General features: G+C 47.3%; 21 protein-coding genes and 1 riboswitch. Of the genes, 12 read left to right on the top strand and 9 right to left on the bottom strand.

Going from position 1 to position 21,639, the window contains the following annotated elements; translation table 11 throughout:
- The first annotated feature begins 15 nt into the window (after nucleotides 1–15).
- The 4 genes from EXIG_RS15140 (at nucleotide 16) to EXIG_RS15125 (ending at nucleotide 4,497) form a co-directional block, all read left to right on the top strand.
- Nucleotides 16–897: an ABC transporter ATP-binding protein gene (locus EXIG_RS15140; protein WP_012371837.1), complete on the top strand. Its 882-nt coding sequence runs from the start codon at nucleotides 16–18 to the stop codon at nucleotides 895–897.
- The gene (locus EXIG_RS15135) at nucleotides 894–1,700 is read left to right on the top strand and encodes an ABC transporter permease subunit (RefSeq protein ID WP_012371836.1); all 807 of its coding nucleotides are present in this window, start codon (nucleotides 894–896) and stop codon (nucleotides 1,698–1,700) included. Before EXIG_RS15140 ends, EXIG_RS15135 begins: the two co-directional genes overlap by 4 nt.
- Nucleotides 1,701–1,844: 144 nt before the next feature.
- Nucleotides 1,845–2,918: a dual-specificity RNA methyltransferase RlmN gene (gene rlmN, locus EXIG_RS15130; RefSeq protein WP_012371835.1), complete on the top strand. Its 1,074-nt coding sequence runs from the start codon at nucleotides 1,845–1,847 to the stop codon at nucleotides 2,916–2,918.
- Nucleotides 2,919–3,051: 133 nt separating this feature from the next.
- A complete protein-coding gene (locus tag EXIG_RS15125; RefSeq protein WP_012371834.1) occupies nucleotides 3,052–4,497 on the top strand; it encodes a DEAD/DEAH box helicase in 1,446 nt (481 codons plus the stop codon).
- Between the two features lie 25 nt (nucleotides 4,498–4,522).
- Here the strand turns inward: EXIG_RS15125 and EXIG_RS15120 are convergent, their stop codons facing one another.
- The 5 genes from EXIG_RS15120 to EXIG_RS15100 form a co-directional block, all read right to left on the bottom strand.
- Complete coding sequence (locus EXIG_RS15120; protein WP_012371833.1) at nucleotides 4,523–5,842, bottom strand: NAD(P)/FAD-dependent oxidoreductase; 1,320 nt, start codon at nucleotides 5,840–5,842, stop codon at nucleotides 4,523–4,525.
- Nucleotides 5,843–5,917: 75 nt separating this feature from the next.
- Nucleotides 5,918–6,553, bottom strand: coding sequence for a nitroreductase family protein (locus EXIG_RS15115; RefSeq protein WP_012371832.1), 636 nt, complete (start codon nucleotides 6,551–6,553; stop codon nucleotides 5,918–5,920).
- A gap of 55 nt (nucleotides 6,554–6,608) precedes the next feature.
- Nucleotides 6,609–7,244, bottom strand: coding sequence for a nitroreductase family protein (locus EXIG_RS15110; RefSeq protein ID WP_012371831.1), 636 nt, complete (start codon nucleotides 7,242–7,244; stop codon nucleotides 6,609–6,611).
- Between the two features lie 15 nt (nucleotides 7,245–7,259).
- Nucleotides 7,260–7,715, bottom strand: coding sequence for a MarR family winged helix-turn-helix transcriptional regulator (locus tag EXIG_RS15105; RefSeq protein WP_012371830.1), 456 nt, complete (start codon nucleotides 7,713–7,715; stop codon nucleotides 7,260–7,262).
- A gap of 149 nt (nucleotides 7,716–7,864) precedes the next feature.
- Nucleotides 7,865–8,551: a YczE/YyaS/YitT family protein gene (locus tag EXIG_RS15100; RefSeq protein WP_012371829.1), complete on the bottom strand. Its 687-nt coding sequence runs from the start codon at nucleotides 8,549–8,551 to the stop codon at nucleotides 7,865–7,867.
- Nucleotides 8,552–8,688: 137 nt separating this feature from the next.
- Between EXIG_RS15100 and EXIG_RS15095 the strand changes: the two genes are divergently transcribed.
- The 6 genes from EXIG_RS15095 to EXIG_RS15070 all read left to right on the top strand — a co-directional run bounded on the left by EXIG_RS15095 (nucleotide 8,689) and on the right by EXIG_RS15070 (nucleotide 14,385).
- Nucleotides 8,689–9,468, top strand: coding sequence for a DUF817 domain-containing protein (locus tag EXIG_RS15095; RefSeq protein WP_012371828.1), 780 nt, complete (start codon nucleotides 8,689–8,691; stop codon nucleotides 9,466–9,468).
- 90 nt (nucleotides 9,469–9,558) lie between these two features.
- Complete coding sequence (locus tag EXIG_RS15090) at nucleotides 9,559–10,827, top strand: DUF2325 domain-containing protein (RefSeq protein ID WP_012371827.1); 1,269 nt, start codon at nucleotides 9,559–9,561, stop codon at nucleotides 10,825–10,827.
- A 70-nt stretch (nucleotides 10,828–10,897) separates the two neighbouring features.
- Nucleotides 10,898–11,536 carry a DUF975 family protein gene (locus EXIG_RS15085; protein WP_012371826.1) on the top strand — a complete coding sequence of 213 codons (639 nt, stop codon included), beginning with the start codon at nucleotides 10,898–10,900 and terminating at the stop codon, nucleotides 11,534–11,536.
- A gap of 108 nt (nucleotides 11,537–11,644) precedes the next feature.
- Nucleotides 11,645–11,750: riboswitch (SAM riboswitch) on the top strand.
- Between the two features lie 71 nt (nucleotides 11,751–11,821).
- Complete coding sequence (locus tag EXIG_RS15080) at nucleotides 11,822–12,880, top strand: LLM class flavin-dependent oxidoreductase (RefSeq protein ID WP_012371825.1); 1,059 nt, start codon at nucleotides 11,822–11,824, stop codon at nucleotides 12,878–12,880.
- On the top strand, nucleotides 12,877–13,824 hold the full coding sequence (locus EXIG_RS15075; protein WP_012371824.1) for an ATP-grasp domain-containing protein: 948 nt from the start codon (nucleotides 12,877–12,879) through the stop codon (nucleotides 13,822–13,824). The genes EXIG_RS15080 and EXIG_RS15075 overlap by 4 nt, the downstream gene beginning before the upstream one ends.
- Nucleotides 13,825–13,926: 102 nt before the next feature.
- The gene (locus tag EXIG_RS15070) at nucleotides 13,927–14,385 is read left to right on the top strand and encodes a hypothetical protein (RefSeq protein ID WP_012371823.1); all 459 of its coding nucleotides are present in this window, start codon (nucleotides 13,927–13,929) and stop codon (nucleotides 14,383–14,385) included.
- A 47-nt stretch (nucleotides 14,386–14,432) separates the two neighbouring features.
- Here the strand turns inward: EXIG_RS15070 and EXIG_RS15645 are convergent, their stop codons facing one another.
- Both EXIG_RS15645 and EXIG_RS15060 read right to left on the bottom strand, forming a co-directional pair.
- Entirely contained in the window at nucleotides 14,433–14,831 is a 399-nt protein-coding gene (locus EXIG_RS15645) for an NUDIX domain-containing protein (protein WP_012371822.1), read from the bottom strand.
- An 86-nt stretch (nucleotides 14,832–14,917) separates the two neighbouring features.
- Nucleotides 14,918–16,543 (bottom strand): ABC-F family ATP-binding cassette domain-containing protein, encoded by a 1,626-nt coding sequence (locus EXIG_RS15060; RefSeq protein ID WP_012371821.1) that lies wholly within the window; start codon nucleotides 16,541–16,543, stop codon nucleotides 14,918–14,920.
- A 301-nt stretch (nucleotides 16,544–16,844) separates the two neighbouring features.
- Between EXIG_RS15060 and EXIG_RS15055 the strand changes: the two genes are divergently transcribed.
- Nucleotides 16,845–17,717: a prohibitin family protein gene (locus tag EXIG_RS15055; protein ID WP_012371819.1), complete on the top strand. Its 873-nt coding sequence runs from the start codon at nucleotides 16,845–16,847 to the stop codon at nucleotides 17,715–17,717.
- 102 nt (nucleotides 17,718–17,819) lie between these two features.
- Here EXIG_RS15055 and pepT read toward each other — a convergent pair whose 3' ends face one another.
- On the bottom strand, nucleotides 17,820–19,055 hold the full coding sequence (gene pepT / locus EXIG_RS15050; protein WP_012371818.1) for a peptidase T: 1,236 nt from the start codon (nucleotides 19,053–19,055) through the stop codon (nucleotides 17,820–17,822).
- A gap of 107 nt (nucleotides 19,056–19,162) precedes the next feature.
- On the opposite strand from pepT, the gene EXIG_RS15045 reads away from it, so the two are divergent.
- Nucleotides 19,163–20,158: a zinc-binding dehydrogenase gene (locus tag EXIG_RS15045; protein WP_012371817.1), complete on the top strand. Its 996-nt coding sequence runs from the start codon at nucleotides 19,163–19,165 to the stop codon at nucleotides 20,156–20,158.
- 93 nt (nucleotides 20,159–20,251) lie between these two features.
- Here the strand turns inward: EXIG_RS15045 and EXIG_RS15040 are convergent, their stop codons facing one another.
- Nucleotides 20,252–21,439, bottom strand: coding sequence for a class I SAM-dependent rRNA methyltransferase (locus tag EXIG_RS15040; RefSeq protein WP_012371816.1), 1,188 nt, complete (start codon nucleotides 21,437–21,439; stop codon nucleotides 20,252–20,254).
- Nucleotides 21,440–21,639: the final 200 nt, after the last annotated feature.

Below are 21,639 nucleotides of genomic sequence, written 5' to 3'. Positions count from 1 at the left end.
AGTGAGGCGATTCGGATGATTCATTTACAGCACGTGACGAAAGAATTTGCGCCGAAACGAGGTTTATTTGATGTCAGTTTCACGGTCGAACCGGGTATGGTGTTTGGTTTTATCGGACCGAACGGAGCCGGGAAATCAACGGCAATCCGTCAATTGATGGGCCTGATTCAAGCAGATTCCGGTCATGCGACCATCGGTGGATATGACTGTTGGAACCAATCACAGGATGTAAAACGAATTGTCGGCTATTTACCGGGGGAGATTAATTTGCCGGGTGATTTTACAGGCGAACAGGTCCTGCATTTGATGCAACAACTCCATCAAAGCAAACCGGAACGTCAGTCGGAGTTACTCGAGCAGTTTCCTTTTGAAACGAAAACGAAAATCCGGAAGATGTCGAAAGGGATGAAGCAAAAATTGGCATTGGTCGGCTGTTTCATGAAGGATGCTCCCGTTTATCTGCTCGATGAACCGACGAGCGGACTTGATCCGTTGATGCAGGAACGCTTTTTAAGTCTGGTCGACAAGGAACGGCAGCGCGGAAAAGCGATTTTAATGAGTTCACACCATTTTCCGGAGATGGAAAAATCGTGTGACCGGGCAGCGCTGATTAAAGAAGGACGGATCATCATCGAAGCAGACATTCATGAATTGGTCCGGTCGAGCCGAAAACAGTACACGATTGAATTTGGGCTCGAAGCACAAGCTGAACAGTTTGCGCTTCAGATCGGAAGTCAACGGTTTCAGAATCATGTTTCCTTTTTTACGAGCAACGAACGGACATTAAATCAAATCATTCGTCTGTTGACCGAATACGATGTCCGGGCGATTCAAACTTCAGCAGATGATTTGGAACACGTCTTCTTACATTATTATAGTGAGGAGGAACCATCATGATGACGATCGTTTGGTCTTTGCTCAAGCATAACGGCAAACCGATCACAGCTTATGCGGTCGGGACAAGTCTGTATCTCTTGATGCTTGCGGCACTTTATCCGTCGATGATGAAGACGGGGTTACTCGAAGCGAAACTGCAGGCACTGCCGCCGGAAGTCTTGAAAGCTTTCCAGTACGATAAGATCACCGGTTTTGATAATGTGCTTGATTTACTGGGCGGCAATTATTATGGGCTGATTTTTCAAATCATCGCGTCTTTATTTTTATTGTCACTTGCTGCGCGTTTACTGGCACGGCCGATTGATAACGGTGAACTGATTTTATACTTGGCAGCTCCGATTACGCGTCATCAATATACAGCATCGGCGATGATTGTCATGTTTCTTGCCAGTACATGCCTGGTAGTATGTAATACCTTCGTTTTATTGATGGCCGACTGGTTTGTTTCCGGAGTTTCGATTGACGGGATGACGCTCGTCCGCTTTCAAGTAAACGCGCTGTTCTTGCTGTATGCGATCGGTGGATTTACCTTATGCATTGCGACGCTATTTGATGATGAACGACGCGCCTTTTCGATTGCCGGCGGTGTGCTTGTGCTGTCAATCGTCCTGACGATCGGCTCCGGTCTCAGCGAAAAAACGGAATGGATGCGTTACGGATCGATTTTCAGTTTGTTCAACACCCAACAACTATTGGAAGGAACCCACCACTTCTTTTTGCATCTCCTGCTGCTGGCGAGTATCAGTTTGTTATTCCATCTCGGTGCCTTTGTCAGTTTCCGTAAGCGCAGTTTGTCGATTTGACACGACTAGACCAAAAAACAAGCCAAAGTGAACGTGAAAATTTACAGAAAGTGAACATTTAGGATTTGAACGTTGCGTAAGCGGCTGATTTTTACTAAGATAAAGGAATGTTATAGTTCTGGAAAAAGAAATGAGGTCTCACTAATGAATAAACCATCCATTTATGGATTAACACTTGAGCAGATGACTGAATGGTTATCGCATCAAGGTCACAAACCGTTCCGAGCAAAACAAGTCTGGGATTGGTTGTATCGTAAACGTGTCACTACTTTCGCAGAAATGACGAATGTCAACAAGGATTGCCTTGAGTTGTTAGATCAGAGTTTTGCGATTGATTCAATGACGCAAGCCGTTAAACAAGAATCAGCAGACGGAACGATCAAGTTCCTCTTCAAATTATATGACGGCAGCCTGATCGAAACGGTTCTGATGCGTCATAAGTACGGTCTGTCTGTCTGTGTCACGACGCAAGTCGGCTGTAACATCGGCTGTAGCTTCTGCGCAAGTGGCTTGATTAAGAAGAGCCGTGATCTCTCTGCTGGAGAAATCGTCGAGCAAATCATGAACGTTCAGCATCACCTCGATGCTGTCGGTAAAGAAGAGCGTGTCAGCCACGTCGTCGTCATGGGTATCGGTGAGCCGTTTGATAACTTCGACAACATGGTCGATTTCCTGAACGTCATCAAGGATCATAACGGTCTTGCAATCGGTGCGCGTCACATCACGGTATCGACAAGTGGACTCGCAGACAAAATCTACAAATTCGCAGATTTAAAACTCCAAGTTAACTTGGCGATTTCATTACACGCGCCAAACAACGAACTCCGGACACAAATCATGAAAATCAACCGTGCGATTCCGCTCGAGAAATTGATGCCTGCCATCGATTACTACGTCAAGACGACGAACCGGAAAATCACGATCGAGTACATTCTCTTGCGTGGCGTCAACGACCAAAAAGCCCAAGCGATCGAGCTTGCGAAATTGTTCGAAGACAAACGTCATTTGACGTACGTCAACTTGATTCCGTACAACCCGGTCGACGAGCACGGTCAATACCAACGCAGTACGTCGGAAGACATTTCAACGTTCTACGACACATTGAAAAAGAACGGTCTGAACTGTGGTGTCCGTCTTGAGCACGGTACGGATATCGATGCTGCATGTGGTCAGCTCCGTAGTAAACAAATCAAAAAAGATACAGTCGCAGCAAAATAAGCAAGTGGAGCTTCCCGTCACTCTGACGGGAAGCTCTTTTGACGTTCTGTTGAAAGTAGCGCATAATGAGAGGTCACGTCTGATTAACAAATCCAACTTAAACATAAACTATAAAAATAAATGAGGTATTCTTATGTCTAAAAAACCATTCACTGATTTTCAACTCAGTACGCCGATTCTAGAAGCGATTGAACAGCTCGGTTATCATACGCCGACCGATGTCCAACAAGCAGTCATTCCGGTCGCTTTATCGGAAAAAGATATCATCGTCAAATCACGGACCGGCAGCGGGAAGACGGCATCGTTCGGAATTCCCCTTTGCGAACTCGTTGAGTGGGAAGAAAACAAACCCCAGGCGTTAATTTTAACACCAACGCGTGAGCTGGCCCTGCAAGTCACGGAAGATGTCATGAACATCGGTCGTTATAAACGAATCAAAGCGACAGCTGTGTTTGGGAAACAACCATTCCGCGGACAAGTCGCAGAACTGAAACAGAAGACACATATCGTCGTCGGGACACCGGGTCGTGTGCTCGATCACTTGGAGCGCGGCACGTTATCACTTGAAAAAGTGAAATACCTGGTTCTTGACGAGGCGGACGAGATGCTCAACATGGGCTTCCTCGATCAAGTGGATACGATTTTAAAACAATTGCCGAAACAACGGACGACGATGCTGTTCTCAGCGACGTTCCCGCAAGATATTCATCAGTTGAGCGACCGTTACATGCAGTCACCGAAACAAGTTGAAATCACGACGAAGGCAACGGAAATCGCAGAAATCGAACACAGCTATATCAAGGTCACGGATAAAACGAAGTTTGCTGTCCTCAAAGACGTTACTGTCGTTGAAAACCCGGACCGGTGCATGATTTTCTGCCGGACAAAAGAACATGTTGATTTCGTCGCCCAAGGACTGGCATCGATGGATTATCCGGTTGAAAAAATTCACGGTGGAATGGAACAGGACGAGCGTCTCGCCGTCATGAAAGCCTTCCGGGCCGGTGAGTTCCGTTATCTCGTCGCGACGGACGTCGCAGCCCGCGGGATTGATATTGAAAACATCACACACGTCATCCAATACGATATGCCGGTTGAAAAAGAAAGTTACGTCCACCGGACAGGTCGGACAGGACGTGCCGGAGCACTCGGAAAAGCTATCAGTTTGGTGACGGAGTCGGATATGCGTCGTCTCCGTGAAGTCGAACAGTACCGCGGTGAGGCCATCGAAAGACGCCAAGCACCGACTGAACGGGAACTGATCCGGACAGCTGATGCATTTGAAGAGAAAATCACGACAGCTGATGTCCGGGCTTCAAAAACGGAGCAGCTCAACGCCGATATCATGAAACTGTACTTTAACGGCGGCAAGAAAAAGAAACTGCGTGCCGTTGATTTCGTCGGAACGATTGCGAAAATCGAAGGCATGACTGCGCAGGATATCGGAATCATCACGATTCAGGATACGGTCACGTACGTGGAAATCCTGAACGGAAAAGGTCCGCTCGTCCTGCGGGCGATGAAGACAACAAAAGTTAAAGGCAAACAGCTGAAAGTATACGAAGCGTTTAAAAAATAAGCGCAAGCAGCCGTCTTAAGAGATCTTATTCTCTTAAGACGGCTGTTTTTTGTGTCAGGTGTTGTCCGAGATAAAGTCCGCTCGCAGCTGCTTGCGACAATGAGTGGGTCACGCCGGAGCAATCGCCGATGGCATAGAGCCCATTGATATCTGTTTCGAAGACTCGGGACGTCGACAGCACCGGGGCATAAAACTTTCCGTCCATCCCGTACAGCAGCGTATCGGGAGAAATCGGTGTTTCGAGAAGTAGCTCGAGCCGATTGAGGAATTCCAACAGAACGGTAATATCGGTTTCCGGTACTTCCTCCATCAGGTGGCCGGCAGTCGCTTCCAAAGTCGGTCTGATTTTGTTTTCGGCAAGATCAGTTGAGGAAGTAGGACAGGCTGCACGCAAATCCTCAAGCCGTTGCACGACAATCCGGTCTGTTCCCTGATTGATCCGTCCGATGACGGAAGCAGCAAACTGATTTGCTTCGGCAAGTGTTGCAAAATAGCGGGGTAAAAACAGCGTAAAGTTCAAGTTGGTCGTTCCGGACGCCTGTTCCCGGAAATTCTGACCGTCCGGCATCACAAGACCTTCCTGATGCTTGCGGATGATTCGTCCTTTCGGATTCATACAGTACGTGACTGCCGTTCCGGCGGTTGAGGCATAGGCGAGCTTCGTTTCAAACGTGTCCTGTAACAACGTTCGAAAGGCGGTTTCCTTCAGCTCAATCCGGATCCCGAGATCAAGGCGGGTTTTGTCTTGAGTGAGTCCAAGCATTCGCAGTTGTGTCTGCATCCAGTCCGTACCGGAACGCCCAGTTGCGAAGACGACGCGCTGACTTAAAAATGTTTCGCGGGCCGTTGTCAGCTGAAATCCGTGTGGCTGTTTTTCAATCCGTTCAATGAGCGTCTCGTAACGAAAGGTGACCTCTTTCTGAAGAGCGGCTTCGAAGCGCTGTAAGATACGTTCTGATAATCCGGTTCCCAAATGACGGACCGTCGTTTCGATCGTATCAAGACCGGCAGCACGCGCCTGAGCTGCTAGCTCTGGATTGGAGGTCGAATAGGTACCGGCCTCGTCCGCGCCGTAACGGCAAAGGACATCGTCCACTTGTTGCATCAGACGAAGCGTCGTCTCTGTTCCCAGCTTCTCAGCGAGTTCACCACCGAATCCGGCAGAATAGTTGTATTTTCCTTCCGATTTTCCGAGCCCGCCAAAGCCGAGATAGGCTTCATTTTTGGTCCGTTGTTCAAGCGACTTTCCGGCGTCGATCAACAGGACCGTCTGACCTTGTGCCATCAGTTCGTGTGCCAGAAAGATTCCGGCGACACCGGCACCGATAATCGTCACATCATACATCGTTGGATCAGCTCCTTTTTGTCAGTATACAAAAAAACCGGATTCCTGAAGTAGGAATCCGGAGCTTTTAAACGATTATTTCCAGTCTGTGATGTCGTTGATCGGCAGACGAACAGATGGGTACCCGGCGTCAACTGCTTTCCCGATAGAAAGGAGCATGACAGGAAGGTAACGGTCTTTATCCATACCGAAAGCTTCAGCGATTTGATCTTTTTCGTAGCCGCCGATCGGGTTTGTATCGTAACCGTGGGCACGGGCGACGAGCATCAATTGCATCGAGACGAGACCTGAGTCGATCAAGATGCTGTCACGAAGCGTATCCGTATCTTCCGGGCTGTAGAAGCCTTTGATGGCAGGTACTTGGCGATCGCGGACTTCTTGCGGCATTAATCCTTTTTCAACAGCCATGTCGTAGATTGTTTCGATGCTGTCGACAGCATTCATGTCTCCGAAGACGGCGATGACAGCAGATGATGTCTCGACTTGCACCTGGTTGAATTTAGCGAGTGGAGCAAGCGTCGCTTTTCCTTCTGCACTGTCGATGACGAGGAAACGCCACGGTTGCATGTTGACCGAAGATGGAGCAAGTGTTGCTTCTTCAAGAATTTGTGTCATTTCTTCTTTTGAGATTTTAACGTTTGTGTCATAGTTGCGGATCGAGCGGCGTCCTTTAACGATTTCCATAAAGTCTGTAGTTGTTTGAGTTGTCATAGTAATAATCTCCCTTTTCTTTGTTCTCTATTTTTTGGATGGATACGGGTACTGCTTATTTCCAGTCTGCGATATCGTTGATCGGCAGACGAACTGACGGATAACCAGCGTCGACGGCTTTCCCGATTGAAAGAAGCATAACCGGTACGTAACGATCTTTTTCCATGCCGAACGCTTCAGCGATTTGGTCTTTTTCATAACCGCCAATCGGATTTGTATCGTAACCGTGTGCACGAGCAACGAGCATCAATTGCATCGAGACGAGACCTGAGTCGATCAAAATGCTGTCTTTCAGTGCACTTGCCGGTACATTTTCATACATTCCTTGAATAGCAGGTACTTGACGATCGCGGACTTCTTGCGGCATCAGTCCTTTTTCAACGGCTGTATCATAGATGTTTTCAAGTTGATCGATTGCTTTCATGTCACCAAAGACAGCGATGACAGCAGATGATGTCTCGACTTGCACCTGGTTGAATTTAGCGAGCGGGGCGAGTGTTGCTTTTCCTTCTTCGCTGTCGATGACGAGGAAACGCCACGGTTGCATGTTGACAGAAGACGGAGCAAGCGTCGCTTCTTCAAGAATTTGTGTCATTTCTTCTTTTGAGATTTTGACGTTTGTGTCGTAGTTGCGGATCGAGCGGCGTCCTTTAACGATCTCCATAAAATCAGTTGCAGTTTGTGTAGTCATTTGAAAGTCTCCTTTTTAAGTAACAGTTGTTTTAGGTAAGGTAAGGGCATTTGTTTCTATCCGTTGAATCATTTGTGTCAGCTGGTGCTGTTCGTCTGCCGTGAATCCTTCAAGCAGTTGTTCAAGGAATTCATCTTTTTGCTGACGTAACCGGGTGATTCGTGTGGCGCCTTCTGCCGTCAACGAAACGAGAATGACACGGTTATCGGTTGCGGAACGGACACGTTCAATCATGCCCTTCGTTTCCAGGTGTTTTAAATGTCGTGTCACGGCTGCATTATCAACATTGACGCGTTGTTGCAACTCTTTTTGACTGATGGTCGTGTCGACCTCGAGTTGCGCTAATAAGTCCATCCGGGTTTGGCTGAAGCCGTCCGTACAGAGATCGAATTTTTGAGCAATCGTCTTATTGACGGAGACGAGCGCATAAATCAGTCGTCCTTTTTCAGTACAGGAAATACTCAAGTTCATCACATCCTTCCCTTCGTTCGAAAAATCCTTGACGTATCAAAGATTGATATGTAAACGAATATAACGTGTCTGCTTTCATGCCGCAACTAATATGCTTCATCCACAAAAAAAGATACCATTTCAGGTGAAATGGTATCGAGTCAGACGACTTAACTAATTTTTTGTTGCTTGCGGGGAATCGTACCGGCATCAATCGCTGCAATCATCCGGCGGAAATGTCCCAACCAAAACTGCAGGAACGGACCAATCAGGAAAATCGATAAAATCGTTCCGAAGAACACGGGTCCCCCGAGCAGCCAACCGATACCGCAAGCGGTGATTTCCATGAATGTCCGCATCATCCGGATGGACGTACCGAACCGCTCGGCGAGCGTCAGTGTCAGTCCGTCCCGTGGTCCAGCGCCGTACCCGACAGCAACATACAGTCCCGCGCCCATCCCGATGATGAAGATACCGGCAATCAGCCACAGTGTATTCTGCCACAGAGAAGAAAAGGAGGGCAGGAGGCCTGAACCGAGAACCAGATTCATGAACACGCCGACAAAAATCGCGTTGACGAGTGTGCCGACCTGCGGTGTAATCCGGTCGAGCAAGTATTTGACGAACACCAACAACAGACCGACGAGAAGGATAATCGTCCCGACGGAAAACGGCGTTTTATTTTGCAGACCAAGGTGAAGAACGTCCCAAGTCGAGACGCCGAGTTGTGCCGTGATCATCATTGATGAACCGACAGCGAGTAAAAAAAGACCGAATAAGAATAATGCCCATTTCAGAACGGAACGGAACGGAACAGCCAAGACGTTTGAATGGTCTGCTTCATAGATGAGAGACACCTCGCTTCAAAATAAAATTGATTCATTAACTGTACCATGTTTGAGGAAAGAAACTAAAGCGAATCCGATATTTTCCATCTTGAGATGGAGGGAATCCGTTCTTCTGATCCGTATACTAATAAAAAGGAGGTCCGTCCATGCAAAAAATCCGCCATTTTTTTCGTTTTACATATCTTGAGGCCATCTGTTGTGTGTTTCCGGTCGCGATTTTCCTGGCACTTGCTGCATCCCGTTATCTACCGGCGGAACCGATTGCCCGTTACGATTTGCTATTGATCTGGTGCCTCATCGTTCAAATCGTCTTACTCGTCACGCGTTATGAAACGAAAGAAGAGTTTAAGCTGATTTTGATTTTTCATGTGATCGGACTCGGACTGGAGTTATTCAAAGTCCAATTCGGATCCTGGAGTTATCCGGAAGATGCTTTCAGTAAGGTGTTGGGTGTGCCGCTTTATGCCGGTTTCATGTACGCGAGCGTCGCCAGTTACATCTGTCAGGCCTTCCGCCGGTTTGATCTCCGCATCACACAGTTTCCCCGGCCTCTGTTTGCTCTAGCGACCGGTCTGCTCGTGTACGCGAATTTTTTTACCCATCATTGGTTGTTTGATTTCCGTTGGATTTTGATGGGACTTGTTGCTCTCGTCTTTTATAAGTCCTGGGTCTATTTCCGCCTGGATGAAACGGTCTACCGGATGCCGCTTACCCTCTCGTTTGGATTGATTGCCTGGTTCATCTGGCTGGCGGAAAACATCGTGACCTTTTTTAAAGGATGGGTGTATCCGAATCAGCAGGATGGATGGGAACTGGTCGACTTCGGGAAGTTATCGTCCTGGTTTTTACTTGTCATCATCACGATTCTGATTGTCTCCGTCGAAAAATACCGGCTCGGTGATCCTTCAATCGAAATAAAATCCTAACCATATACAAAAAATAACCTGGTCTTTTTTTGAGCAACCTAACCGACAGCCCCTTGCTATATTGGAAAAAAAGCAAAGGGGTTGTCGAAGATGATGCAACAAATCGTAGAGCAGGCGAAAACATTGATTGCCGGTAAAATGAATATTGTCGAAACGGTGGAGGAATGGGATTTACTGCTCGAAGAAATTCGGGGAATTGACGAATGGGTTCAACTATCGCGTTATTATACGCCGGCTGTAAAGCCCGATATCGTCCGGAGCGAACCGGACGAAGACGTGACCGTCGACCAACCGATTGTTCCTCCGGTACAGATCAGCTCTGTCCTCAAACCGCGTTACGCGTATACGTTTGTCCGTGAGCTGAAGGGTGGTTCCGTACGGGAATGGCCGAACAGCCATATTTCTGAAAGTGAAATCCGGCAATGGAACCTTGAACATGGAATGGAAATCCGTGTTCAAATCATGCATCAGGATACCCGCCGGACGACACTCGAAGTACTGGCTGTTGTTGCGACTGACCGGATGAAGCCTTTGGCGGAACGAATCGTTTTTGAAAAATGTATCGTCAAGAACCATGGCATCATCGAATCGACAATCGAGGGTCCGTTAACGGATGAGACAGGGAAACCCTTTTACTATGCAACACCGGTTGACGATATGCGCTTTTTCCATTTGAAAGAAGGCCAGCTCGTTGATCTCGTCATGTGGAAAGGGCATCCGGAAACACTGACGATTGCCTGGAAATATCCGTTTCAATACGAAGAGCCGGCGGTACAGCTGTTGGATGTTTCAAACGATGCGTCAAAACCGGTGACGTCGGCAGTTCAAACGACTGAAGGGGCAACCGTCAAGAAAAGGCCGGAACGCTATCTGAAACAAATGAAACGCAAGGCAAAAATCAAACAGGAACGGAAAATACGCCGGATTCGTGAAAAGAAATCCGAATCGTTGACACCGCTTGTAACTACGTCGGTACCGGGACAACCGATCGACTTCGTTGATAAGGAACCGCTCGATTTTGCATCGTTCGAAGGCATGCGGCTCGTCATTGTCGGAAATGAAAAGCAAGCTCCGGTCTACCGGACGTTTTTCGAAAAAACTGGAATCGAACTGATTCATCTGTCGGGTGACGCTCAATCTGCGAAGAAAATCGCCAGTCTTGCCAAAGAGACCGATGCGATCGTCGTCGTGACAAGCCGGGTATCCCATGCGGCTTCTGCACACGTCATCGCCCAGGCGAAAAAACATGACATCCCGTTTGCGATGGAACGACTGGATGGGCGGCGTTCTTTGTATACGGCATGCCAGCGCCAACTTGAAAAAGCCCGCTTAAATCAGTTGAAAACAGGAAAATCCTGAAAAAAGATGAAACTCCTCTCCTAATTAGCCGTAAATAGAGATAGAACTTATTTTGAGGAGGATCTTATTTATGTCATCACAATTAAAAAAATCAGCAAAGGAAGCATTAAGCGGTCGTTGGGGCTTTACGGTCTTGATGTTTTTATTATTCGCAATTCTGCAAGTCATTCCGGAACTGCTGTCGTCTGATTATGACGAACCTTTCCAAACGATTGACTTCCTCGGATTGATTGCAACGGTCTTATTAATCCCACTTAGTGCAGGATGGGTCTGGTTCTCACTTTCTATCGCACGGGGAGAACAAACAAAAATCAGTGATTTATTTGAGCCCTATAAATATTTCATAAAAGTCGTCCTGCTTTCAATCGTCCAATTTATATTCTTGTTCCTATGGGCATTGTTATTGGTTGTACCGGCCATTATCAAATCATTTTCGTATATGTTGACTTACTACATTTTGCGGGATGAACCTTCGATTGGTGTATTGGAAGCAATCACCCGGTCACGTCAAATGATGGATGGACATAAGATGGAAGCCTTCATGCTTGTTCTTTCATTCATCGGCTGGTTCCTGCTTGGTTTAATTACAATCGGAATCGCCTTCTTATGGGTCGGACCTTATTTCAGCGTCACGCTTGCGAAATTCTACGACCGGATCCGCGGAGAAGAAGCACCTGGTGAACAATCAACGTTTGTAGCACCATATTAATGTGAGAAGAGGATGGGAGCCAAGCTCTCGTCCTTTTTTAATTCCGATTGGAAAACAAGGTTTAATGGTTGCTTTACTCTGCTAAAAAGTGTACGATAATTCCAATAATTCTTATCAAGAGAAGTCGAGGGAACGGCCCGAAGACACTTCAGCAACCCCGCGCGTAGCGGAAGGTGCTACTTCCTAAAAGGAATTTTTCCTTTGAAGATAAGAGCAGACATGATCAATCCGTCGCTCTTTTCGATTTTCGAGAAGCGCGATTTTTTTATAAGGGGGACATAACGGATGGAGTATGGATTTTGGTTACCGATTTTTGGCGGATGGTTACGAAATGTCGAAGACGAACAGATGCCGGCGACGTTCGACTATGCGAAACAGGTCGCGCAAACGGCAGAACGAATCGGGTTTTCGACGACACTGATTGCGGAATTAAACTTAAATGACATCAAAGGGCTTGAAGCACCAAGTCTCGAAGCCTGGACGACAGCAGCGGCGATTGCCGCAACGACGGAGCGTCTGGAAATCATGACAGCCGTCCGTCCGGGATTCCATAATCCGGCGACGACCGCGAAGATGGCAGCAAACATCGATCAGCTCAGCAACGGACGCTTTACGTTAAACGTCGTCTCGGCCTGGTGGGAAGAAGAAGCCCGGCAGTACAACGGGATCTTCACGGCCCACGACGAACGCTACGCACGGACGGAAGAGTTTGTCACGATCATGAAAGGATTATGGGCAGACGCTTCCCCGTACAGCTTTGACGGCAACTACTATACGCTTGAGAAGACACAACTGCATCCAAAACCGGTGCAACGCCCGGGTATCAAATTGTATGCAGGTGGAGAAAGTGAAGCCGGCAAACAAACCATCGTCAATCATTGTGACGCTTATGTCATGCACGGCGGAACAGTGGAAGAAGTGTCCGTTAAGATTGAGGATATGAAGGCGCGCCGACAAGCGACAGGGCAACCGCCGCTTGAAAGTTTTGGACTGGCTGCTTATATCATCTGCCGCGATACGGAAGAAGAGGCGGTGCAAGAGTGGCAACGGATTACGGACGTCAAGGAAGATGGTGCCGGGTACGCCGGATACGACGATTTCGTCAGCAAATCACAACTCGAACAACAGGTAAAGCGGAATGACTATTCGGTCTCAAACCGCGGACTTCGTCCTGATTTAATTGGGACACCGGAACAGATTGCCGAACGGATTCTTGCCTTTGAAGACGTCGGCGTTACTCTGTTGCTCCTTCAATTCTCACCGCAACTGGAAGAAATGGAACGCTTCGCGCGCGACGTCATGCCGCTTGTCGAAGAAAAACGAAAGGTAGGTCAAACCAAATGACAAAAATTCATATCTTACACGAAAACCAGGAATGGACGGACCATTTAATTAAACGACTCGAGGAACTGGAGTTGCCGTATGAACAGTGGCATCTCGATGAAGGACAGGTACCGCTTGATGAAATCCCGCCAGAAGGCGTCTTCTACAGCCGGATGAGTGCGTCTTCGCATACGCGCGGGCACCGCTACGCGCCGGAACTGACGGAAGGGGTGCTCTCGTGGCTCGAGGAACACGACCGGACGGTCTTCAACGGAACACGTGCGTTGCGACTGGAAGTCAGTAAAATCAATCAGTATACGGCTCTTCGAAAAGCCGGTATCCGGGTTCCGAAAACGACGGCTGCCGTCGGACGTGATCAAATTGTTGAAGCGGCGAAAAATATCGGCGTATCTTCGTTCATCACAAAACACAACCGTGCCGGAAAAGGGCTCGGCGTCCAGTTGTTCCACTCGATTGAAGCACTCGAGACGTATCTTGACGGTCCGACGTTTGACGAACCGGTCGACGGAATCACGCTGATTCAAGAATATATCCAGGCACCGGAGCCATACATCACACGCTGTGAATTCGTCGGTGGAAAATTCGTTTACGCTGTCCAAGTTGATACATCAGAAGGCTTTGAACTGTGCCCGGCGGATGCGTGTGTGATCGATGACTTATTCTGCCCGGTCGGGGAAGAAGCACCGCAAACACCGATGAAATTTAAAGTCGTTGACGGATTTGATGATCCAATCATTCAAAAGTACGAAGCATTCCTACAAGCGAATCAGATTGCCGTCGCCGGCATCGAGTTCATCAAGGATGCGGATGGAACGATTTATACGTATGACGTCAACACGAATACGAACTACAACTCGGATGCGGAAGCGGCCGCCGGTAAGTTCGGAATGCTCGAACTGGCGAAGTTCCTTGGTGCGGCCCTCGAACGTCAGACCGTAAAATAATCATCACGGACCGATTAAAATAGGCCAAATACCCTGCATGTGTGCAGTCTGAAGTTAGAACTGCACGCATCAGGGTATTTTTCAGTAAAGGGAGGTGTTCGGATGGTAACGTGGCATGAAGAAAAGCGACTGGATGTTCCAATCGAGGAAGCCTGGCATATCTTTGATCGCGATCGGTTACAACGCCTGATTCCAGGTGTCGTCCAGCACGAGGTGATCGAACGGAAACCGGGTGTCGTCGGTTCGACATACCGGCAAACGTATATGCAAGGGAATCGCCTCGAGACATATATCGTGACGGATCTTGCCTATACAAATCAACCGGATTTCAAACAAAATACGATTGGTTTTACGCTTGCCAAAATCTTTAAACTCGAGATGACCTTTACGTTGAAGCGGCTCGACGAAAAAAGTTGTCAGCTGATTTATACGGGGAAAAACGAAGGGGCGAATTTCGTCGGACGAAGCCTGCTGTCACTCGGAGGCGAACGGGAAACGGAAAAAATCGTGCAAGAATTACTCCGACGTGTGGAAGAAGAGGCAAGTCAACTGCGTACATGATCAATAATGGCATCTACTCGACTGGAGCAGATGCCTTTCGTTTGGTTTTACAAAAAGAGTATGTCATATCCCGAAGCCGTTAAAATTTTTGCGACTTGTCGATCGGCGGTCATCTCCGAAAGTGGCGTCCATCTCACTCCGGTCAGAACTTGATTTCCCTCTAAACGTTCTGGATCATATCCTAAAATCGGTTCGCGTGAATCAATCTGTCTGACTAAAAAGCAGATCTCTTGTCCGTTTGCGTGAGTTTCTGAGTAAAGAGGTTTGATGATGCGGATGGCGAGATTCACTTCCTCTTGCACCTCCCGAATGACCGCTTGTTCGAAGGGTTCATTTTCCTCGAGCCCCCCTCCGGGTAATGTCCAGAAACTTCGATCGTTTGTCTCAAGACGGACCATCAAAATCTGATTGTTCTTAATCAAAGCTGCGCAGGCACGGTGACGCACATGATTTCCTCCTCTGTTCCAATTCATACCTTCAGTGTACAAAAAAAGAGACCCAATCCGTTAGGACAGGTCTCTTGTAGACTGCATTAGTTTGTTGCGTACAACGTAGACAATTGTTGTTGAACAGACTCGTTGTTGAGGTATTCATCGTATGTCGTTTCTTTATCGACGATACCGTTTGGTGTCAATTCGATGATCCGGTTTGCAATCGTTTCAACGAACTGATGGTCATGCGAACTGAAGAGCATCGCGCCTTTGTAAGCGATCAAACCATCGTTGAGTGCCGTGATCGATTCGAGATCCAAGTGGTTCGTCGGATCGTCGAGGACAAGAACGTTTGAGCCGCTGAGCATCGCTTTTGATAACATGCAACGGACTTTTTCTCCCCCGGATAAGACAGACGCTTTTTTCATGACTTCTTCACCGGAGAAGAGCATCCGGCCGAGGAAACCACGGAGGAACGTATCGCTCTCGTCAGCCGGCGAATACTGGCGCAACCAATCGAGAATCGTTTTGTCCGAACCTTCGAAGAAAGCGGAGTTATCTTTTGGCAGATAAGATTGTGACGTCGTGACGCCCCATTTGAATGTTCCGCTGTCCGCTTCCATCTCACCCATCAGAATTTTGAAGAGTGTCGTGATCGCGATGTCATTTTGGCTGATAAAGACGGCTTTATCCGTTTTGTTTAACGAGAAACGGACATTATCAAGGACTTTGACACCATCGATTGTTTTCGAAATGCCGTCGACGATCAACAGATCGTTTCCGATTTCACGTTCCGGTGTGAAGCCGACGAACGGATAACGGCGTGACGACGGACGGATGTCGTCGAGTGTAATTTTATCAAGCAACTTTTTCCGTGATGTCGCCTGTTTCGCTTTGGAAGCGTTCGAGCTGAAACGGGCGATGAAGGCTTGAAGTTCTTTGATTTTTTCTTCTTTTTTCTTGTTTTGGTCGCCTGCCATACGTGAAGCAAGCTGACTTGATTCGTACCAGAAATCATAGTTTCCAATATACAGTTGGATTTTCCCGTAATCGAGATCGGCCATATGCGTACAAACGTTGTTGAGGAAGTGACGGTCGTGGGAAATGACGATGACCGTATTTTCAAACCCGATCAAGAATTCTTCAAGCCATTTAACGGCTTTCAAATCAAGACCGTTGGTAGGCTCATCAAGCAACAGAATGTCTGGTTTACCAAACAAGGCTTGGGCAAGCAGGACTTTAACTTTCTCTCCGCCTGTCAGTTCAGCCATTGTTTTCGTATGCAGATTCTCTTTAATGCCGAGACCTTGTAAAAGCATTGCCGCTTCCGACTCCGCTTCCCATCCGTTCATTTCTGCGAACTCACCTTCGAGCTCGGCAGCACGCATGCCGTCTTCGTCCGAGAAGTTTTCTTTCATATAGATAGCATCTTTTTCTTTCATGACTTCATAAAGGCGCTTATGACCCATCATGACAGTTTCGATGACTTGGAACTCTTCATATTCATAGTGGTTTTGGCGAAGGACACCAAGGCGTTCGCCCGGCGTGATGATGACGTCTCCTTGTTGGGCTTCGATATCACCGGCAAGAATTTTAAGGAATGTTGATTTACCGGCACCGTTTGCACCGATGAGACCGTAGCAGTTGCCCGGTGTGAACTTGATGTTGACGTCTTCGAATAATTTACGGTCCGCAAAGCGGAGACCGACGTTTTGTACTGTAATCATATAGAGATGAACCCTCGTTTCTAGTGTGTGATGTGCTGTTACGAGTGTACCACAAAATGATACGCTTCGTTTCAAGGACAAAGTTCTTTACATCTTAGACCGGATTGCACAATTTAGCAACCGTGGTTTTAAACAAAATGAAACATTTTCCAATCTGAAGCGTAAGAGTAGGTACAACATTCATGAAGGAGGAGGACGGCGTGGCAACACTTTTTACGTTGTTATTTTTTGCACTGATCGTCTTGCTGGCCATTGAACTGTATAAGTATATCCAAGATAAAATTGATAAAGGAGACTCAAAATGAGAGAAATCAAACCGAAAAAACGTATCAGGCCGTCGATGATCATCGCAGGTGTGATCGTCGTCGCCCTGCTTGCGATGACACCATTCATCGTCGAACAAATTGAACCCGGACAGGTCGGGGTCGTCTATAAACCGTCAAGCGGTGTCCAGGACGAGACCCTGTCGCAAGGCTGGCATATCGTTTCGCCGATCACACGTGTCACTGAATATCCGATCCGGACACAGACGAAATCGCTCGACAACATGACACTCGCAACAAAGGACGGGAAAAACATCGTCGTCGACTTTACGTACAGTTTTTCGGTTTCACCGGATCAGGTGACGGAAGTCTTTAATAAGTTTGGTCCGATTGAAATTGATGAGATTGCAGCCGGTTACTTAAAACAACGCCTTTATGATGCGTCCCGTGAACAGATTTCGAAAGTCACCGTCCTTGAGTTATTCGGGGAACAGTCTGGAAATGTCTCGACGAGTATTCAGACACAGTTTGCCGAAGATGTGAAAAAGATTGGTTTCATCATCGAAGACGTGGCACTTGGAGCACCGAAACCGGATGCGAAAACCCAGGAAGCGATTGATGCGCGTGTCAAAGCGTCACAAGAGCTGGATAAAAAGAAGACAGATCTTGCGATTGCGAAAGCAGAAGCAGAACGATTGCGCGTAGAAGCAAAGGGAGCAGCGGATGCCCGACTCATTGAAGCGCAGGGTCTCGCGAAAGCGCAAAAAGAACTACAAAAAACGTTGACGGAAGAGATGATTCAGTACGAAGCCGTCAAGAAGTGGGATGGAAAATCACCACTCGTCAGCGGATCCGGCAGCATGGTTCAACTACCGATTCCGGATCAGCAAACAACAACAGAAGAAAAGTAAATCCATTTGGTTTCAGAACGCGTATCTATCGTCTAGAGAAACCATATAGACCATGAAAAAAAGCAGATTCTCATGTCGAGAATCTGCTTTCGTTATACCGTCTTATTTAGCTGACTGAGCGAATCGTTCAGCAATTGCCACAACGACTTCCGTTGCCTTCACCATATTATCAACAGAGATGAACTCAAACTTTCCGTGGTAATTTTCGCCACCGGTGAAGATATTCGGTGTCGGGAGTCCCATGTACGACAGTTGCGAACCGTCCGTCCCGCCACGAATTGGTTTGATGATTGGTGTGACACCACGTGATTCCATCGCCGCATGGGCGATATCAACGATTTCCATGTGTGGTTCGATTTTTTCACGCATGTTGTAGTATTGATCATTTAGTTTGATTTCGACACTGCCTGCCCCGTATTTCTTGTTCCATTCTTCGACCAAAGCTGTCAGGAAGTGTTTCCGGGCTTCGAATTTAGAACGGTCAAAATCACGGATGATGTACTGGACCGTCGTTTTTTCGACCGAACCTTCAAACGAAATCAAGTGGTAGAATCCTTCGAATCCATCCGTGAATTCAGGGGCTTCGTCGCCCGGCAACCGGTTCTGGAAAGCCATCGCGTGTTTTTGCGAATTGACCATCTTATCTTTTGCCGTACCCGGGTGGACGTTCGTGCCATGGAAAATGATTTCGGCAGCAGCGGCATTAAAACTCTCATACTCGAGTTCACCGAGCGGACCTCCATCGACCGTATAGGCGAATTTTGCATCAAAAGCAGCGACGTCAAAATGATGCGGGCCGCGCCCGATTTCTTCATCCGGTGTGAAGGCGACACGAATCCGGCCGTGTTTGATTTCCGGATGGGTGATAAGGTGATGCATCGCTGTCATGATTTCAGCGATGCCGGCCTTATTATCTGCACCGAGTAATGTCGTACCATCTGTTGTCATCAACGTATGTCCGACGTAGTTTTTAAGTGCTGGGAAATCCTTTGGTGACAGGATGACAGGAAGTGTCGCATTGAGGACCAAGTCTTCTCCATCATAAGCTTCGACGATTTGCGGATTGACGTTTGTTCCCGTGAAATCAGTTGCCGTATCCAAGTGGGCTAAAAATCCGATTGTCGGAATATCCGCATCGGTATTGGCAGGAAGAGTCGCCATGACATATCCGTTTGCATCAACGGTCACATCACTCATGCCAATTTCCTTCAGTTCGTCAACAAGCAGACGAGCGAGCGTCCATTGTCCGTCTGTTGTCGGAACGGTCGTACTTGCGTAGTCAGACTGTGTATCGATTTTCGCATATGTAGTCAAACGACGAATCAAATCATGTTTCAAAGAAAAAACGTCCTTTCTGAGTTAAGGTAGCTTCATCATAGCATGAAGTACGAATGTTAGAGTATTCTGAAACAGGATAAACTGATTTGAAAAAAGGGGGATTTTTTATGAAAGCTTATGTCGTCGAACAGTACGGAAAAGACGCTGCACTAACAGAAAGAGACGTCACACTTAATCAAACGGGGAACTACGATTTAAAGATTAAAGTGGAGGGTACGAGCCTAAATCCACTGGACACAAAAATGTTTTTTGGTCATGTGGCAGCAGCTCCGTCAACTGGAATTCTCCAGGGCGATGTTACGGGGAAAATCATTGAAATCGGAGAGAGTGTGACGTCTTTTTCCGTCGGCGATCACGTCATCGCATTTGGCGGTGGACTCGGCAACCGGTCCGGCGCACTAGCGGAGGAAATGCTGGTTCCTGAACAGATGGCTGTACTCAGACCGGAGAATCTAGATATTGCTGCAGCAGGTTGTCTGCCGGTCATCAGTCTGACAGCGATGGAAGTGTTGAAGGAACGGGCAGCTGTTCAATCCGGTATGCGATTATATGTAGCAGGTGGAACGGGTGGAGTCGGACACCTTGTCGGACAACTGGCTAAACATTATGGATGTGACGTGACAGCGAGTGCTTCAAATGATGAGAAAGCAACGTGGTTAGAACAACACGGTATTCGTCCGCACCGGTACCGGGATGAATCAGCCGAACAATTATTAGCGCGTCTCGGTCATGATGGATTCGATGTCATCGTTGATACCGTCGGCGGAGATCATTTGCAGGAGTCGTTCATCCTTGCGAAGGAACGCGGGAAAATTATTTCAATCGCCACCCGGACGACACAGGATTTGACACCGATGCACAGTAAAGCACTGACGCTCGAAGCCGTCTTTGTTGCTCTTCCATTACTGAAAGGGAAAAAGGAAGAAATGGTACGTCAACAGCAGCATCTGGCGGAAGTCGCACAACTCGTCGCGGATGGAGTCATCGATCTTGTCATCGAAGAGCAGGTGCCGCGTCAGCTTGATGCATTGAATGCGGCCTATCAAACCTTTGATCAGCGGTCACATTTTGGAAAAATCAGCATCGTAACTGATTTTTCCTAAGAATAATGATTCGATATTCATTTTACTTTTCCTTTTAATCCAAAAAAAATTCTGCTGATGGTTTTTTCATCAGCAGAATCATGAATCATATGCTTATTTACGACGGACTAAGACGGATTTTGAAGCTGTTTCTTTTAAAGAAGTATGTTCCGGGAAGTCTTCTAAAGGAGTACTTTCCCAAACGATTTCATACGTTTGACGTAGCTTTTTAAATGCTTGATCGACCATCTTCATAAAGCGGGCTTGGTCGAATAAGGGACAGTCTGTCGTAATCAGCAATAAACCGCCGCGATGTGTCATGTGGATCGTTTGTTGAATCAAAGCAGGTAAATCGACTTCCGCCCGGAAATGACGGGCTTGTGTTTTGACGAATGTCGGCGGATGCACGATGACGAAATCAAAGCGTGTTTTCTTATCGGCTTGATCGATATAGTCAAACGCGTCCTGTACAAGAATCGTCTGTGTCGTTGCATCCAGCTGATGCAATTCAAGTTGTTCGATCGTTTTGTTGCGGCTTCGTGTCGAGAAATCGACGCTTGTCGTCTCGGTTGCACCACCGAGCAGGGCAGCCGCTGTTAACGTACCGGTGTCAGAAAACAGATTCAGGACACGCCGGTCTGCAGCATGTTCTTTGACGACGGAACGGAGTTCACGCTGCTGAATATCAAGACCGGTGCGCATGCCGGCATCGAGATGATACAGCAGAGGGATTCCGTTTTCCTGCAAGACTTCCGGGAAATCACCGCGTTCACCGGCTAAGAAATCGTCACCTTTGACCGGTTGTCCATCGATCTGGAAAGCCCGTTTTTCATAAATGCTCTTAAAATGGATAAGTGATTCGAGCGCCGATACGATATCGGCTTTAAACGAGTAGATACCTTCGTTTTCAAACGTAATCAGATAATGGTGATCAAAACAATCGATCGTCAGACCGCCGATTCCGTCTCCTGAACCGTTGAACACACGGAACGTATCAATTAAATCATTCTCAAAAAAATCATTTCGACGATCGAGGGCAGCCTCGATTTTTTCTTTGAAGAAAGTTTCATCAATGTCCTGCAGTTCATCAGTCGACAGTAACCAACCGATCCCTTTTTCCTGCTTGCCAAAATAACCGGTTGCAAGGTATTCTTTATCTTCTGTTGTCAACCGGAGCAAGGCACCGGCTTCTTTAAGATGGTTGGTTTTTTGAAACAATTCTTTAGACAGAAGCGGTTGTCCGTCTTTAATTTGTTCGATGGCTGTCGCTTTGACGACGACCGGATAAATTTCACGTGGCACACGAGTTCCTCATTTCTAGTTGTGGATAAGTAGTAAAAGTATAGCATATTGAAAGTTATCCACATGTGGATAATTTGAATAAAAAATGATTGAGGCAAATAGCTGTTGGTGTGGATAACTTTTGTAAAAAAAGAGTCACCTCTTTTCCATGCGCTTTCCTCAGGCGAGACATAAGCCAGAATGCTCAATTCCATGGAATC

Origin of the sequence: Exiguobacterium artemiae 255-15 (assembly GCF_000019905.1) — a bacterium.
Lineage (GTDB): Bacteria > Bacillota > Bacilli > Exiguobacteriales > Exiguobacteriaceae > Exiguobacterium_A > Exiguobacterium_A artemiae.
Note: the sequence above shows the minus strand (reverse complement) of the source record. Positions and strands in the feature narration are given on the sequence as shown.

Excerpts from the sequence above, each read along its gene's own strand:
- EXIG_RS15070 (WP_012371823.1), top strand. The coding sequence starts at position 13,927 with ATGGTAACGTGGCATGAAGAAAAGCGACTGGATGTTCCAATCGAGGAA.
- EXIG_RS15075 (WP_012371824.1), top strand. The coding sequence starts at position 12,877 with ATGACAAAAATTCATATCTTACACGAAAACCAGGAATGGACGGACCAT.
- EXIG_RS15080 (WP_012371825.1), top strand. The coding sequence starts at position 11,822 with ATGGAGTATGGATTTTGGTTACCGATTTTTGGCGGATGGTTACGAAAT.
- EXIG_RS15120 (WP_012371833.1), bottom strand. The coding sequence starts at position 5,842 with ATGTATGATGTGACGATTATCGGTGCCGGTGTCGCCGGAATCTTTCTG.
- EXIG_RS15125 (WP_012371834.1), top strand. The coding sequence starts at position 3,052 with ATGTCTAAAAAACCATTCACTGATTTTCAACTCAGTACGCCGATTCTA.
- EXIG_RS15105 (WP_012371830.1), bottom strand. The coding sequence starts at position 7,715 with ATGAACTTGAGTATTTCCTGTACTGAAAAAGGACGACTGATTTATGCG.
- EXIG_RS15135 (WP_012371836.1), top strand. The coding sequence starts at position 894 with ATGATGACGATCGTTTGGTCTTTGCTCAAGCATAACGGCAAACCGATC.
- EXIG_RS15090 (WP_012371827.1), top strand. The coding sequence starts at position 9,559 with ATGATGCAACAAATCGTAGAGCAGGCGAAAACATTGATTGCCGGTAAA.
- EXIG_RS15060 (WP_012371821.1), bottom strand. The coding sequence starts at position 16,543 with ATGATTACAGTACAAAACGTCGGTCTCCGCTTTGCGGACCGTAAATTA.
- EXIG_RS15095 (WP_012371828.1), top strand. The coding sequence starts at position 8,689 with ATGCAAAAAATCCGCCATTTTTTTCGTTTTACATATCTTGAGGCCATC.
- EXIG_RS15140 (WP_012371837.1), top strand. The coding sequence starts at position 16 with ATGATTCATTTACAGCACGTGACGAAAGAATTTGCGCCGAAACGAGGT.
- EXIG_RS15085 (WP_012371826.1), top strand. The coding sequence starts at position 10,898 with ATGTCATCACAATTAAAAAAATCAGCAAAGGAAGCATTAAGCGGTCGT.
- EXIG_RS15045 (WP_012371817.1), top strand. The coding sequence starts at position 19,163 with ATGAAAGCTTATGTCGTCGAACAGTACGGAAAAGACGCTGCACTAACA.
- EXIG_RS15110 (WP_012371831.1), bottom strand. The coding sequence starts at position 7,244 with ATGACTACACAAACTGCAACTGATTTTATGGAGATCGTTAAAGGACGC.
- rlmN (WP_012371835.1), top strand. The coding sequence starts at position 1,845 with ATGAATAAACCATCCATTTATGGATTAACACTTGAGCAGATGACTGAA.
- EXIG_RS15115 (WP_012371832.1), bottom strand. The coding sequence starts at position 6,553 with ATGACAACTCAAACAACTACAGACTTTATGGAAATCGTTAAAGGACGC.
- EXIG_RS15055 (WP_012371819.1), top strand. The coding sequence starts at position 16,845 with ATGAGAGAAATCAAACCGAAAAAACGTATCAGGCCGTCGATGATCATC.